This window comes from Bacillus sp. Marseille-Q3570 (genome assembly GCF_946151055.1).
Lineage (GTDB): Bacteria > Bacillota > Bacilli > Bacillales > Fictibacillaceae > Pseudalkalibacillus.
Genome location: NZ_CAMGYZ010000004.1, coordinates 24,703 through 38,864, shown reverse-complemented (window position 1 = coordinate 38,864; position 14,162 = coordinate 24,703). Strand labels below are relative to the sequence as shown.

The following is a 14,162-nucleotide window of genomic DNA, read 5'->3' as shown; positions in this document are numbered from 1 at the left end:
ACCCAATATTCTGGCGTTACAGGGGGGAAACGTATGAACGCACAAATACCAGACTGGTTAGGAAATTGGATCAAGTTCCAGCCCACTGCTTGCGATATGCATGTTCGAGAGGTGGAAAGTTGTCAAGATCGAAAAATGGTTGAAATCGAAGCACGATGGAACAGATCAGCGATTGAAGTGTCACAAATTCAGGTGGATATGGATCTGGCTGATCCCAGGATCACCTGTCTGTGGAAGCCGCACCTTGCACCAGAGGCTGGCATGGTCATTGGTGATTTCGTGTTTCGCTCGCCCGCTATCATTTTGGAAAAGGGACAGGATATGTTAGCTCTCGTCCCTGATCTTGATTTTTTAGAGAGTCGGCGGATTGCACCTCATATAATGGATTATATAGAACCTGAACGATCCCTTTTTTACGGGTTGTCGCATTATGAAAAAACAAGGCATGTGTACCATAAAAAAGTTCAGAAACCCATTCTATTGGAAAAGGGTCAAGTCTTGTTCCGCTTTCATCTCATCCAATGGCAGGGGGTGGAGGGAAAAAGGGATTTCAGACCAGTGACAAGTTTTTTATGGGAGAGATTCGGGTATAAGAATCGACCAGAACGGATTGTTGACAACCAGGTTGCGGAGTCAGTGAAAGACTTAGAGGTATATGCAAAACATACGTATGACTGGGCATTTCATCATTGGGAAAATCTTGTGTGGCAGCAATTCGAATTGGACGGTCAAACAGTAGGGGGCTGCGTCTTGATCGTACGCGGCGTCCAATCTCCTGGTTTTGGCCAAGAAGACCAATGGAGGGAAAAGAAAAGTTTATGGAACCAGTCCTGGTTTTCCAGTTTGCGAAGTGCTTACGGTTACCGTCAATGGGGAGAAAGATGGAACGTTCCGGATATGGTTCAACGTGCAGAACTGGCCAAAAACTTTGCACTGAGGGCCCCTCAAAAAGGGGGGCTGTTTCCTTCTGTTTACTGGGCAGATTCCGAATCTGATTTGGAAAATGGGACCTGGGGCCATTCTAACCGCAGGCCAGACCATCATGAAGAATATTATCATTTGTTGGATTCATCTTGGACCTGTTTATGGATGCTGAAGTGGTATCGTGACCTGGAACAGGATGACCGGCTGTTGGACTATACAAAGCCATACGCAGAACGTTTGATCGAACTTCAACATGAAAACGGGAGCTTTCCGGGTTGGGTGCATGAGGAAACGGATATGCCCTCTTCCTATCTGAACGACAGTGCGGAAACGTCCATGCATGTTTGGTTCCTTGCAAGCTATTACAGCCTGACGAAAGACGAAAAAATGTTGGAAGCGGCAAAGCAAGGGATGGAATTTGTCAGTCAGCATGTGATTCCTGAAGGACGTTTCGAGGATTTTGAGCTGTATTGGTCATGTTCGAGACAGTGGGAAGGGAAAAAGTATGGGGAAAAAGATCAGCGGAGCGGGTTGTATCACCAATGTAACTTTTCCATCTATTGGACCGCAGAAGCGTTGAAAGAACTATATATCGTGACGAAAGATGAAAAGTACCTATGTGAAGGGGAGAGGGTGCTGGCTGAGCTATCACTCTATCAAGCTATTTGGGACCCGCCGTATCTTGGGATGCCGGCTTTCGGAGGATTCGGCGTGATGACATCCGATGATGAGTGGAATGATGCCAGACAAAGCTTATTCGCTCTCACTTTTTTGGATTACTACCGCTTAACGGGAAATGCCGAATACAAACAGAGGGGGATCTGGGCCATGAAGGCTTCGTTCTATTTGATGTATTGTCCTGAAAACCCTTTGATCAAAGAGAAATATGAACAGATCTTCCCTCATTTTAGTGAAGTGGATTATGGATTTGAAATGGAGAACTGCCATCACGGCGAAAATGATACAGATCAAATCGGAGAATTCACGATTTTTGATTGGGGAAATGGCTCCGCCTCCGCCTCATTGGCTGAAATCCTGTTAAAAGGTTAAGAGATTTGATCCATTCATGAATGGATTGAATTGAAAGGACAATATGTGCAAGGAATTCGCTAGAGTAGAACGGTTTAGCCAAGTTCCTCCGGTCCGTTTAAGAGGAGGCTAAGTCTTGGGTCAACAGGTGATTTCCTTGCACTTTTACAATATTACCAAGCTAATAATTGTGTTTATGTACTCGATAATTGATCACAATACACTTAGATCCAGATTCCATCTGCTCTTAATAAGTTTTGTTTATAACGTATGGGTGTATCAGGAATTCGTCGATGTTTTAATAGATTAATAAAAGCAAGCTCTTTAAAACAAAAGGAAAAAGAGGCATAATATATGGTAAATAGTTCAGCGTATGGAATTTTAATGATCGGGTGATGAAAAAGTGAATAAAAGAGACCCTGCTCTAAAACCTTTAGAAATCATTGAAGCAATAAGTCGTGCAGATAAAGACGGATTGGGAATAGCTTCTCTGACGGAGAACACCGGTTTGAGTAAAAGCACTGTCCATCGAATAGCACAAGCTCTTACTGAATCTGGTTATTTGATTCGAAATGATTCAACTAAAAAATATAAATTGGGATATCGGCTTCTGCGTATCTCCTCCATTGTGATGAATAATAATGATGTTAAAGAAGTGGCTCGTCCTTATTTACACGAATTATCGACAGAAACCCAAGAAACAGTGCATCTTGTCCAACTTGACGGTTTATATGGAATCTATACTGATAAAATTGATAGTCCTCAATCGGTAGGGTTATTGTCAAAAATCGGAAAGAACATCCCTCTCCATTCCACTGGGGCAGGTAAAATCCTATTGGCCTATATGTCTGAAAACTTGCGTAATCGTGTCTATTCTGAAGTGGGCTTGACCAAGCAAACTACACAAACCATCACCGACAAAAACATGATGGAAAAAGAGTTGGAAAGCATCAGGAGATTAGGCTACGGGTTCGATCGGATGGAAAACCGAGAAGGAATTCATTGTATCGCTGCTCCTGTTTTTTCTGAAAAAGGGAAGGTTGTTGCCTCTTTCAGTGTTTCCGGTCCATCCTTCCGTTTCTCTTTGGAGGATGCAGAAGGTCTGATCGAGGAAGTGAAGGAAATCTCTGAAAAAATATCGATATGTCTGGGATATGTCCCTTGATCGTTAATGTGGAGGATTTTATGTTCACATAAACGAGCAAGGGATTTTATTTAAAGTACAGTGCCAACAAGTATGTATAACTTAATCGCTATCATTTCGAATTTTATCGCAATTCCACTTTAATTGTCTAAATATTTAAAAAAGTTGTTGACACGTAAAGTCGGCTCATCTATAATGATAGAAAATCTATATAGAGAACATAGTTCCAAATATGGAACTATTAATCGAAGGAGTACAGAGGGTGAATGGCATTCTCATTTTTTTAGTTACAATGTGTAAACGTTTACACATCCTGTGAAATAACAATATTGAAGAAAGAGGAGACGGTTCTATGCATGATTTAGAAGGGATCTTACAAGCAATAAAAGAGCACCGCATTGTCATGATCTATAGAGGGCTTCAACCAGCTGAATGCTTAGAAGTTTCAAGGGTATTGTTTGATGCCGGTGTCCGTTTGTTCGAGGTGACGAGTAACTCACCCGGAACCATTGAATCCATCGAGATGCTCCATTCAGAATTTGGAAAAGAAGTGCTGATCGGTGCAGGGACTGTAATGACTCCTCAACAAGTTGAGGAGGCTGCGAATGCAGGAGCCACCTACATCATATCTCCAAATGTAAATGTGGAAGTGATCAGAAAAACGAAGGAACTAGGATTGATATCGATACCTGGGGCGATGACCCCGACAGAAATAGAGGTTGCCTACAGAAACGGAGGTGATATCATAAAGGTTTTCCCCATTAACCACCTCGGAGCAGGATTCATCACCCAGCTCAAAGGCCCCCTTGACAGTATTGACTTTATGCCAAGTGGTGGTATCTGCTTAGAAATGGTCGAGGACCTATTCAATGCTGGGGCATGTGCGATCGGGATCGGGGTCCAATTGTTGGGGAAGGATTTGGTCAGATTCAAAAGATGGGACTTGTTACAGAAAAGAGCTAGTGAATTCATTGCGGCTTCAACTAACCGGAAAAAAGTATTGACTTAGATAGACTTATACGAAGGGAATTTTGAGGTGAATAAAGATGAAAATTGCTGAAATACAAACTTTCTGTGTACCACCGCGATGGATATTTATCCGTGTGGAAACAGATGACGGATTTGTTGGATGGGGAGAAAGTATTGTCCCTAAAAGGGTGAATGCTGTAATTGGAGCTATACGGGATTTAGCAAAATTGATAAAGGGTGAAGACCCTAGAAAAATAGAGGACATATGGCAACGACTATACAGGGGAGGCTTTTTCAGAGGCGGTCCGATATTGATGACGGCTCTGGCTGGAATTGAACATTCCTTATGGGATATAAAAGGAAAATATTATGGGATGCCGGTTTATGAATTTTTTGGAGGCGAAGTCCGAGAAAAGGTACGGGCATATGCGTGGGTGGGAGGAGATCGACCTGCCAACATTGTTGAACATGCCCGGCGGCGAGTAATGCAAGGGTTTACAGCCATAAAAATGAATGCGACAGAAGAACTGCATTTTATCGATTCATTTTCCAAAATCGAATCCGTTGTTGAAAGAGTCGCTTCGATCCGTGAGGAATTCGGTAGTGATCTCGGAATTGCTGTGGACTTTCACGGTCGTGTACATAGAGCTATGGCAAAAGTGCTCATCAATGAGTTGGAACCCTACCATCTGATGTGGATTGAAGAACCGTTATTAAGTGAACATAATGATGCTTTGCCGTCCATCCTCCGTGAAACGAGTACACCGATTGCAACGGGTGAACGTTTGTATAATCGATGGGATTTCAAGCAGGTTTTCGAGTCGAGGATAGTTGACATTATACAACCAGATGTCTCATTTACCGGAATCTATGAAATGGAGAAACTGGCAAGAATGGCAGAAGCATATGATGTCCTCTTAGCACCCCATTGTCCGAACGGACCAATTTCGCTGGCAGCTTCTCTACAAATTGATATGTGTGTGTCCAATGTAGTCATGCAAGAACAAAGCCTTGGAATCCACTATAATACCGGCCATAACGGATTAGAACAGGGGGAGATGTACGATTATTTAGTGGACTCTACGGAATTGGAAATAAAAGACGGATTCCTCTATCCGCCGAAAGGAATGGGATTGGGGATTTCAATCAATGAAGACCTGGTAAGAGGCAGGGATCATAGTTGGGATTTACGAGACGATATTTGGCGAAATAATGATGGAACATTAGCAGAATGGTAGATTCGATTACCTGTGAGATTATCAAGGAGGGGGTCAAGTGCAAACAGAAGCAAGAAAGGATGTAACCATTAAATGGAAGAGAAAGGTGAATACACAAACAAGAAGCCGATATATGTGGGCTTATCTATTTATTTTGCCTCAGGTCATTGTATTCTTCAGTCTTTCTATATATCCGATCATCATGAGTTATGTCTATTCGTTTTACAATTGGACAGGAATCGGTCCCTTGGACGAATTCATCGGACTTGCAAATTATATGGAGTTGCTGAAAAGTGCAGAGTTTTATCGGGCCTTTCGTAACACCCTCATCTATACCTTCTTTTTCACAATCATTTCAGTATCAGCAGCTTTGGTTCTGGCGTTGATCCTTAACATGCCCAGGCTTAAAGGCAAAGGCTTCTACAGAACTGTTTACTTTTTACCGGTTGTAACCACCACCTCCATTGTCGGTATCATCATGGCTAATATTTTCGGTGCGCAAGGCTTTGTCAACACCGTTTTATTGAACATTGGGTTTATCAACAAATTCATTCCATGGCTGACGGACTCTCTCCTTGCCATGATCATCTTGATTCTTGTCGGGTCATGGAAGTCTATCGGTATTACGATGATCTATTGGTTGACTGGGTTACAGATGATTCCGTATGAGCTTTATGAAGCTGCGAAAATTGATGGCGCAGGTCCCTGGAAAACACTTCGATACATTACCCTGCCGCTTCTCAAGCCGATAGGGGCTACAATCCTTTTCCTTACAGTCGTGAGTAGTATGCATGTATTCGACCTTGTCAAAACGTTGACCAATGGCGGGCCTTATTATGCAACCGACACGCTCGAACTGTTCATTTATCGGTTTGCCTTCGGTTCTGAGTTAGGAAGCGCACGTGTCGGATTCGCTTCAGCAGCAGGTGTCATACTCGGGATATTCGTGTTCCTCGTCACTTTGGTGTTCGCATGGTTAGTAGCCAGAGCCAATAAAACAAAGGGGAAACGTTTGAAGGGAGCTGGGAACCTATGAAATCCGAAAAAGTCATGCGTTTGGTCATCCATATCTTTTTAATCGGAGTCGGTATCATTTGGGTGTATCCATTTATTTGGATGGTCTCTTCTTCACTTAAATCCAACCAAGAATTCATCATTTCAGGAGTGAATCCATTACCAAAGGAAATCTTATGGGAAAATTATATCCGTGCTTGGGAGGCGGCTAATTTTGCTGATTATTTCATCAATTCCGTAATTACGACATTGGCTGTCGTCATCATCGTTGTCATTTTAAGTTGTTTGACTGGTTATGCCTTAGGCCGTGTTGCCTTCCCGGGGCGTAAAGCGATCATCGCCTGTGTGGCAGCTACTGTATTTATCCCGAAAGGGTACACGATCATCCCTCTCTATCAAATGATGGACCAAATGGGGTTGACTGATTCGTTACTAGGTATCATTGTAGCAGAATCAGCTGGAGCACACGTTTTATTCATCCTTCTATTCGCTGCATTTTTTTCTAAGGTTCCAAAAGAGATGGAAGAGTCAGCTCATATGGATGGATGCGGATTTGTAAGGACGTTTTGGCAAGTCATCCTACCTACAGCAAAACCGGTAATCGCAACAGCTGCAATCATGCAATTCATTTGGACTTGGAGCTCTTTCCTCGTTCCACTTGTCCTTACGATGAATCAACCGGGATTAAGGACACTGGCAGTAGGGATGCTTACATTTGTAGGAGAGTATCAGACAGATTGGACAGGGATGGCGGCAGGTGCGTCCATTTCATTACTACCGGTCATCCTCGTTTTCATTTTCATGCAGCGCTATTTCATTGAAGGCATCTCAGGGGCTGTCAAGTAATTCATCAAGCGATCCGTTGAATGAACATGTATCTTTTTAAATGTCTGAAAATTAAAATAATTAAAAATATGATGGAATGTAGGAGGTCATTCTAATGAAAAAAGTCTTAGGAGTATTTCTGGTCATTGCGATGATTTCTGGAGTATTTTTGACAGGTTGCAAAAGTGGGGATGAAACTGCATCTGAAAATGGGGAGGTGACGTTAAAGCTCTGGAATCGAGTGAATGGCGCGGAAACATATCTGACAAAGCTGATTGAATCTTTTGAAGAAGAGAACCCGAACATCAACGTTGAATTGCAAAACCTCAGCGTCGAGTCAGCACAGCCGCAATATCAAGCAGCGATATCCAACAACGAACTGCCGGACATGTTTGTCAGGCCACCTACCACAACTGTTACCCAGCTAGTGGAAATTGATCGGTTGAAAAGCCTGGATAGCCTGTTTCCTCAAGAGGTTGTAGATGAGTATGTAGAAGGTGTCTTTTATAAAGGAAGTAATATTACAGCTGAAGGTAAAATCTATGCATTTCCACTATCTTCGGGACTTCATGGCACAACGATGCTGTATTACAACAAAGATGTTTTGGATGACCTGGATGTAGAGGTGGATTTTCCGATGACCTGGGATGATTTGCTGGAAGTGGGGAAAGAGATTCATGAAAAATCAGATGGTAAGATCTATGGCATGGTTCTGGGTGCTAAATCAGCTTGGCTGAACAGTAGCTTCATTTCACAGATGGCTTTCCCGATTTCACCTGACAGCGGCATGGATTATGCGACAGGGAACTTCAACTTCGCTACTGAAGGAAATATAGAAACAATCCAATTTTTCAAAGAACTATTGGATAATAATGTGATCAGTCCCCAAAGTCTAGAATCAACATCTGCATCAGCTCAAGCCCTATTCGCCTCTGGGCAAAGTGCTTTTATCATTAACGGGAACTGGCTGGGTGGCATACTGCAAGAGCAATTTCAGTTTGAAAATTGGGGTGTGGCGCGACTACCTACGAAGGAAACGGGAACTGTAGCAATGAGACCATATGGAGGAGGAGCAACAGAATCCATCATGGTCGCTAAGAACACAAAGCATTGGGAAGAAGTCAAAGCTTTCCTGACTTATTTAAGAGAACATATATATGATGAGATCGACAAATCAGGATCCCTGGCTTCGGCAAAAATAGCTGAAGATGGAGAAGTAGGGTTTCCTCAATACAAAGACATACAACAGATCATGAATGATACAAACATTCTCGTTCCAAATCCAGAGAACCGGAATCCTGCCGTGGAAGAGGTAGCATTAAAATATCAGGAGCTCACGCCACGTACCAGTACAGGAGATATATTCCTCGGTTATTTGGCAGGTCAGGTCAAAGATTTGGAAGGTACATTGCAAAAATTAAGCGATGACGCTAATAAGGCGTTGGAAAAAGCGATCAAGTCGAACGACAAAGTGACGAAAGAAGATTATATATTCTCGAATTGGGATCCTAACCAATCATATACCGAAGAAGATTATGAGGAACTTAAGAAGAAATGATCAGGGTGATGAGAAATGGTCGAACATTTAGAGACTTTGTACGGAAACTCGATTGTACCAAAAGAATTAGCTCACTTGGATGATTATCTTTTAGTCACGAATCATGATGCCTGGCAGTTATGCAAGGGTTATTTCCAGGACCATCCACCATACGATGTCATTATGATTCGTACACTCGACAAAGCTGAATTGGATGAAATTCATCAAAATATCTCAAAAGGTTTGGAGTTTGTCGGGTTGGGTGGAGGCACTGTTTTAGATGCAACGAAATATTTTGCCTACCTTAACAATCAGGTTCCTTTCTTAATCCCTTCCATCACATCATCGAATGCACCATTTACTGATTTTATCTCAATACAGAAAAATGGTGGACCATTCGGATTCAAAGTGGATGGATATCCGAAAAGGATCATGATTGATTACGAACTGATCGGTTTAGCAGACAAACGATTGAACCGGGCTGGATTTGGAGATTTATTGTATATGCAGACCACACTGAATGATTGGCGGATCATGCAGGAAAAGGGAGTAGGACCAATGGTGGTTGAAGAGATTGGAGAAAAAATCCTTGAAATGATGGATTCCACCATAGGGAATGTCTCCGAAATAGGCGACGTGACAGATAAAGGGATCAAGATATTAATGGAAAATACCCAACTTTCTGCTGAGTTGTATATGGATAATGTGAGGATGCCCATCAGTGCTGGTTCAGAGCATCTATTTGCCTGGAATTTGGAACGTATTACGGGGAAACCATTGATACACGGTGAGATCGTTTCATTAGGTGTGGTCATTTCTTCCTTCCTACAATCTTCCTTCCTCCCTGATAGCAAATATCAGACGTTAAGGAAAGCATTAGATGATGCAAAGGTGATCTATCATCCTGATGAACTTGGCGTTTTATGGGAAGAGATAAAAACCACGCTATTGACGATTGAAGACTATAATCGAAAAATCCGTCACTTCCATACCGTATTTGAACTGATCGAATGGGACCCGGGTGTATTTCATAGATTGAAAGACTATATTTACAATCAGGGGTAGAAAAACCGGAGGAGTGAAATGAAACATTCTGTATATCGTAAAGGGGAATCTTTACATGGACAAATCAATCAAACGAAGGTGCCATCAGAGGCTCTTGGCATCTGGCATTTAGGTCAAGAAAGTGCAGTGATAAAAGGGACAAGTGATCGTATCCTATATTTTGATCCGTATTTCAGTAATTCGATTGAAGAATCAGGAGGATTTTCAAGGAATTTCGACTCTCCACTTATACCTGAAGAAGTTAAGAATGCTGATTATGTGTTCATTACCCACCATCATCTCGATCATTTGGACCCTAACACATTAGTACCAATAAGTGAATCTTCACCGAAAGCAAAGTTTGTCATTCCAAGAGCACATTTAAAGTACGTTGAAAGGCTTGGCATCAACCGCTCACGGATCGTTCCGATGAACGGTGGTAAAACACAGGTCTTAGATGAGATGAAAATCATTGCTTTGCCGGGAAAACATGAAGAATTTGCATTGGACTCAGAAGGGAACCACTATTATCTTGGTTATATAGTGGAGCTAGATGGTATCTGTTTTTATCATGCAGGCGATACGATCATTCATCCTGAACTGATCAAAGAAGTGAAGAAGTATGAGATTGATGTGGCGTATTTGCCGATTAATGGAAGAGACTATTTCCGTACAGATAAAGGGATCGTCGGGAACATGAATTATCGGGAGGCAATAGAATTTTCAGTAGAAATCAATGTCGATCTGATGCTTCCATGTCATTACGATTTGATGGATGAGAATTTTGAAAATCCAAGTTACTTTGTCGATTATCTCTTTAAACATTACCGGAACCAAAAATTCAAAATGATGATTCCAGGGGAAAGGATGCTGTATCTGAAGGAGTATTAGAAGGTTAGCAAAAAACGAAATATGGAGTGATTTCCGTAATGAGGATTACAGATGAACAAATCGACACACTGAAACAAAATGGTTTTGTAATCATTGAAAACTTTTTGACTGAGAAAGAACGCCAGGAGACATTGAATGGATTTTATAAAGAATACGCACCACCTTATGAAGAATATATCACGGGTGACTATGAGGAATTGGATCTAAATACGGCCAAGCGTGTTTTTCCCTGGGATGACAGCGCTTTAAACCATGTTTGCACACATCCGGATATGATAGATGCAGCTGAGCGGATCATGGGTACTCGGGAAATCCGACTTTCAGAAGCGCATCTGGGTATGAAATATTACCAGGAGAGTCCCCAACAATTGGGTACTCCCCCAGGGGCTTTTCATATGGATTATGGAAATAATACGCTGGGTCCAAAACTCCAAGAAGATGACTTTATGAATATTCTGTTTTTCTATTGTTTTGATGATGTTGATTCAGGAATGGCGCCTATTATGATGACACCGAACGGCCGACCTGATTCTGAGGCGGAACCAATGATTGTCCCAGGTGGCTCGGTCTGTATTTATACGATTTTCACACGCCATGCAGCGTCATCTTTCACAAAGTCGGGTCACAGGCCTGTTGCATGGGTTGGATTTTCACGCAAGGACAGGCCATGGGATGGAGCGCGGTATTTCTCTTACAAGACAGGCGTGTCTATGAAAGCGATGGAACGTTTCATCGTTGAAGCAAACCCTCGACAATTGGAATTGATAGGATTCCCACCGCCAGGCGATCCTAGATGGACGAAGGAAATGATAACCGGTATGGCAGAACGGTATAAGGGTTTTAATCCGACCCCTTACTTGCAAACTAGCATGTATTTTAAATAATAATCACTCTTCGATGCCATTCTTCGGTGCTAATCTTCAGTGCCAGGCACGACAATTCAACCCTTGTGCCCCAACGGATCTCAGAAGGTGCCTGGCACCGAATGGGAACTCTTGGGGCACAAGGGTTTTCAAAGTGTGCCTGGCACCATTTTCAATCCCTTGTCCCCCAACGCTTTTCAAAATGTACCAGGCACCGTCAATTACTATATTTCTTCCTTTTTCATCAATCTAGATGTTTTTAATATAAAATAATTTAGTATTTTTTTACAAAAATGCTAAATAAATGAACCTTTTTCTGTTATTTTTCGTCTAATATAGTAGGGTTTTACATCTAGTAATTTCAAAAAGGTGGAATAATATGAAAAAGGTATCTATCATTATCCCTATATACAATACTGAAGAATTTTTAGATGAATGTATTTATTCTATAATCAATCAGAAATACGAGAATTTCGAACTTCTTTTAATCAATGATGGTTCTGGTCCGTCTTGTACGAATAAAATCAATGGACTGGCGACGATCGATGCTAGAATAAAAGTTTTTCATCAGAACGAACGCAAGGGTGTCGGTGCAGCACGGAATCTCGGGTTAGAAAAAGCAACCGGTGCTTACATATATTTTATGGATAGCGACGACTATCTTGGCGAGAGCACGATCCAGCTCCTAATGAAAAACATCACAGATCATAAAATGGTTACTGGAAAACAAGTCAGGACGACTCTTAGCCATGAAAATGAAGAAACGGCTGTAGCACTCGATGCTGAAGTAGATCCAGACGTCCATCTTCACCAGCAAAATATCCAAAAGGCATTTAAGAACCGATCCGCCTTACATATACTTATCTCACGCGACTTGATAAAGGAAAGGAACATCAGTTTTTCTGAGGATGTTGATTGCTATGCTGACCTTTCTTTCATACTGCCGCTATTAGTAGAATCTGAAGAGATTCCTTATGTTAAAAACGCTTATTACTTTAAAAGGAAAAGAAATGATCCGATCACGAATCCAGCCCTCATGCAATTGGATGCAGAGAAAAGGATCAAGGACTTCATAACCATCTACAAACAATTGAAAGACGACTACAGAGACAATAATGAAGCTGCTCAATTCATAGACAACCATATGATCAATTTTTATCGAAAAACGATCGTGACGTTTTTAAAAGATGAAAGAAACATCGATGTGATTTATCGAGATTTGATCTCATTCGCAGTAAAACTGGACCGACAGATATTATATAAGAAAAGCATCATCGTCCGTAGAGAACTGAATCCCTTAGTGAGGAATGATCGGAAGAAATTCGAGTCGGTAGATCGATGGCATCAACGATTAAGAAAAGTGAAATATGCTATAAGTGGTAGAACCAAACTTTACACACAATTATATCGCTCCGTATTTACGAAGCTACCATTAAAAGAAAAGACCGTCTTGTTTGAAAGCTTCTTAGGGAAAAACTATTCTGATAACCCGAAATATATCTATGAATATATGCTGAAAAATCATCCGGATTATAATTTCATCTGGATTTTTAAAGAGCCTGGGAAGGACATCCCCGGAAACCCAAAGCAAATCAAGCGATTCAGCTTGAAATATTATTATTACATGGGTACTGCAAAATATTGGGTAAGCAATTCGAGGATTCCGAAGCGCTTCGATAAAAGGGAAGGGAACGTCTATCTCTGGCATGGTACTCCGCTAAAAAAGCTAGTGTTCGACATGAAGGACATCCATTCGGCTAATCCGAACTACAAACGAGATGTGTACATGCAATCAAGGCGATGGGATTACCTCATCTCTCCGAACCGATATTCAACCGAGATTTTCGGCAGTGCTTTTAAATACGATCAAGCTATGCTTGAATATGGATACCCGAGAAACGACGTCCTTTATACAGGGAATGATGAAGCGACGATCAACGAGCTTAAACGAAAGCTGAATATACCAGTTGATAAAAAGGTCGTCCTTTATGCGCCGACTTGGCGGGACAACGACTTCTTCGAGGCTGGTAAATACAGATTCACCCTGCAATTGGACCTTCAAAAAATGAAGGAGCGGCTCGGTGACGAGTATGTCGTTCTATTGAGGATGCACTATTTCATCGCCAATCAACTGGATATTTCAGAATTTGAAGGATTCGCATTCGATCTATCAAACTATGACGATATCGCAGAGCTTTATCTGGTCTCAGATATCCTGATCACGGATTACTCTTCCGTGTTCTTCGATTACGCCAACCTGCGTCGACCGATTCTCTTCTACACGTATGATCTGGAAAGCTATCGTGATACATTACGTGGATTCTATATCGACATTGAAGAAGATGTGCCCGGTCCTCTGTTGAAAACAACGGATGAAGTAATCTCAACGATTGAAAACATAGAAGAAACCGAGAATCGATACAAAGAAAAATATGATCGCTTCTACGAGAAATTCTGTTCATGGGATGACGGCAAAGCCTCTGAAAAAGTCGTCAAGGAAGTCTTTCCACTTAAATGACAAAATTTCATTGAAGACCGGTCCTAGAGAGGGCTGGTCTTTTTTAGTTGATCTTTGTACCAGGCACCGATTAAAAACCCGCTCATACCAAGGAATTCCGAACGGTGCCTGGCACCATTCACAATCCTTTGTCGCCCAACGCTTGCTAAATGGTGCCAGGCACGCCATCCACTTATTTTGTTGAAAT

The 14,162-nt window shown here is 41.8% G+C and carries 11 protein-coding genes; all 11 read left to right on the top strand.

Annotation, left to right across the window (positions count from 1 at the left end; genetic code table 11):
• The first annotated feature begins 33 nt into the window (after window positions 1-33).
• The 11 genes from N8M93_RS08135 (at window position 34) to N8M93_RS08085 (ending at window position 13,975) form a co-directional block, all read left to right on the top strand.
• Window positions 34-1,974, top strand: a complete 1,941-nt coding sequence (locus tag N8M93_RS08135) for a hypothetical protein (protein ID WP_261130848.1) — start codon at window positions 34-36, stop codon at window positions 1,972-1,974.
• A 382-nt stretch (window positions 1,975-2,356) separates the two neighbouring features.
• Complete coding sequence (locus N8M93_RS08130; protein ID WP_261130845.1) at window positions 2,357-3,118, top strand: IclR family transcriptional regulator; 762 nt, start codon at window positions 2,357-2,359, stop codon at window positions 3,116-3,118.
• A gap of 331 nt (window positions 3,119-3,449) precedes the next feature.
• Entirely contained in the window at window positions 3,450-4,106 is a 657-nt protein-coding gene (locus tag N8M93_RS08125) for a bifunctional 4-hydroxy-2-oxoglutarate aldolase/2-dehydro-3-deoxy-phosphogluconate aldolase (protein ID WP_261130843.1), read from the top strand.
• A gap of 37 nt (window positions 4,107-4,143) precedes the next feature.
• A complete protein-coding gene (dgoD, locus tag N8M93_RS08120) occupies window positions 4,144-5,304 on the top strand; it encodes a galactonate dehydratase (protein ID WP_261130841.1) in 1,161 nt (386 codons plus the stop codon).
• A gap of 37 nt (window positions 5,305-5,341) precedes the next feature.
• The gene (locus N8M93_RS08115) at window positions 5,342-6,319 is read left to right on the top strand and encodes a carbohydrate ABC transporter permease (RefSeq protein WP_261130839.1); all 978 of its coding nucleotides are present in this window, start codon (window positions 5,342-5,344) and stop codon (window positions 6,317-6,319) included.
• Window positions 6,316-7,143, top strand: coding sequence for a carbohydrate ABC transporter permease (locus N8M93_RS08110; RefSeq protein WP_261130837.1), 828 nt, complete (start codon window positions 6,316-6,318; stop codon window positions 7,141-7,143). The genes N8M93_RS08115 and N8M93_RS08110 overlap by 4 nt, the downstream gene beginning before the upstream one ends.
• Before the next feature lie 94 nt (window positions 7,144-7,237).
• The gene (locus N8M93_RS08105; protein WP_261130835.1) at window positions 7,238-8,680 is read left to right on the top strand and encodes an ABC transporter substrate-binding protein; all 1,443 of its coding nucleotides are present in this window, start codon (window positions 7,238-7,240) and stop codon (window positions 8,678-8,680) included.
• 15 nt (window positions 8,681-8,695) lie between these two features.
• A complete protein-coding gene (locus tag N8M93_RS08100; protein WP_261130833.1) occupies window positions 8,696-9,724 on the top strand; it encodes an iron-containing alcohol dehydrogenase in 1,029 nt (342 codons plus the stop codon).
• An 18-nt stretch (window positions 9,725-9,742) separates the two neighbouring features.
• A complete protein-coding gene (locus N8M93_RS08095) occupies window positions 9,743-10,594 on the top strand; it encodes an MBL fold metallo-hydrolase (RefSeq protein ID WP_261130831.1) in 852 nt (283 codons plus the stop codon).
• Window positions 10,595-10,632: 38 nt separating this feature from the next.
• The gene (locus N8M93_RS08090; protein ID WP_261130830.1) at window positions 10,633-11,478 is read left to right on the top strand and encodes a hypothetical protein; all 846 of its coding nucleotides are present in this window, start codon (window positions 10,633-10,635) and stop codon (window positions 11,476-11,478) included.
• A gap of 358 nt (window positions 11,479-11,836) precedes the next feature.
• Window positions 11,837-13,975 (top strand): CDP-glycerol:glycerophosphate glycerophosphotransferase, encoded by a 2,139-nt coding sequence (locus N8M93_RS08085; RefSeq protein ID WP_261130829.1) that lies wholly within the window; start codon window positions 11,837-11,839, stop codon window positions 13,973-13,975.
• The last annotated feature ends 187 nt before the right edge of the window (window positions 13,976-14,162 follow it).